Below are 1,035 nucleotides of genomic sequence, written 5' to 3' on the forward strand. Positions count from 1 at the left end.
ATGCTTGCTCTTCCGCCGCAGACGCAATTTGCGTTGCCATGTCGCTGATGCGCTCTACCGCACTGTGGATTTGCGTCAGGCTCGCTGCTGCAGAATTCGCGTCATCCACACTGGTATCAGCCAAATGACGACCATCTCCCATGATATCAACCGCTTTCTTGGTTGTACCTTGAAGCATTTCGATCGTTTCTTGGATTTCTTTCGTCGATGCGTGAGTACGTTGGCTCAATACGCGAACTTCGTCAGCAACAACCGCAAAACCACGACCTTGATCGCCTGCACGCGCCGCTTCGATCGCTGCGTTCAGTGCCAACAAGTTAGTTTGCTCTGCAATGTCTTGAATCGTCGATAGAATCGTGTTGATGCTATTACCGTGCGCTTCAAGTTCTTGGATAACATTTGTCGCGACTTGAACTTCTTGCGCCAGATTCTGGATAGAGCCTTGCGTTTGATTCACTTGGCTAGACCCGTGAGCACATGCTTGCACCGCTTCTTCAGAGCTATGCGCTGTGCTGTCTGCGTTACCCGCAATCTCTTGCGTTGCTGCTGCCATTTCATTAACCGCAGTCGCAACCATGTTGATTTCGTCTTGCTGGTAAGAAATACGCTGGCTACGTTCTTCTGCTTGTTGTGCCGTTGTACGTGCTTGCTCAGAAAGTGAGGCAGAAACTTGGCTTAGCTTGGTAACCATCGTGTGCATGTTACCCACAAAGCGGTTGAAGTTCTCAGCCAGTTTGCCCACTTCATCGTCACTGCGAGGTTCTAGACGTTGAGTAAGGTCGCCCTCACCAGATGCAATTTCTTCCAACGCATCAGACACGCGGCCTAGGTCACGGAACAAGAAGCCAACCAACCAAGATACCGCAAGAATCACAACGATGGTGATCATCACAGCGGTGATCAGCAGGTCACGAAGCAGTACTGCATGGCCTGCTTCTTCTGTTGCGCGATCCATTTCAATCGCGAACATCCAATGCGTGCCAGGTACTTTCTTGAAGTAGTAAAGCTTCTCTTGGCCTTTCAGCATCGTGCTTT

1 protein-coding gene is annotated in these 1,035 nt (G+C 50.3%); it reads right to left on the bottom strand.

The features are described from left to right. The coding region (locus R8O70_RS26285; protein WP_318184596.1) for a methyl-accepting chemotaxis protein at positions 1-1,035 on the bottom strand (1,035 nt) is incomplete at both ends.

This window comes from Vibrio sp. 779(2023) (assembly GCF_033344285.1).
GTDB classification, from domain to species: domain Bacteria; phylum Pseudomonadota; class Gammaproteobacteria; order Enterobacterales; family Vibrionaceae; genus Vibrio; species Vibrio alginolyticus.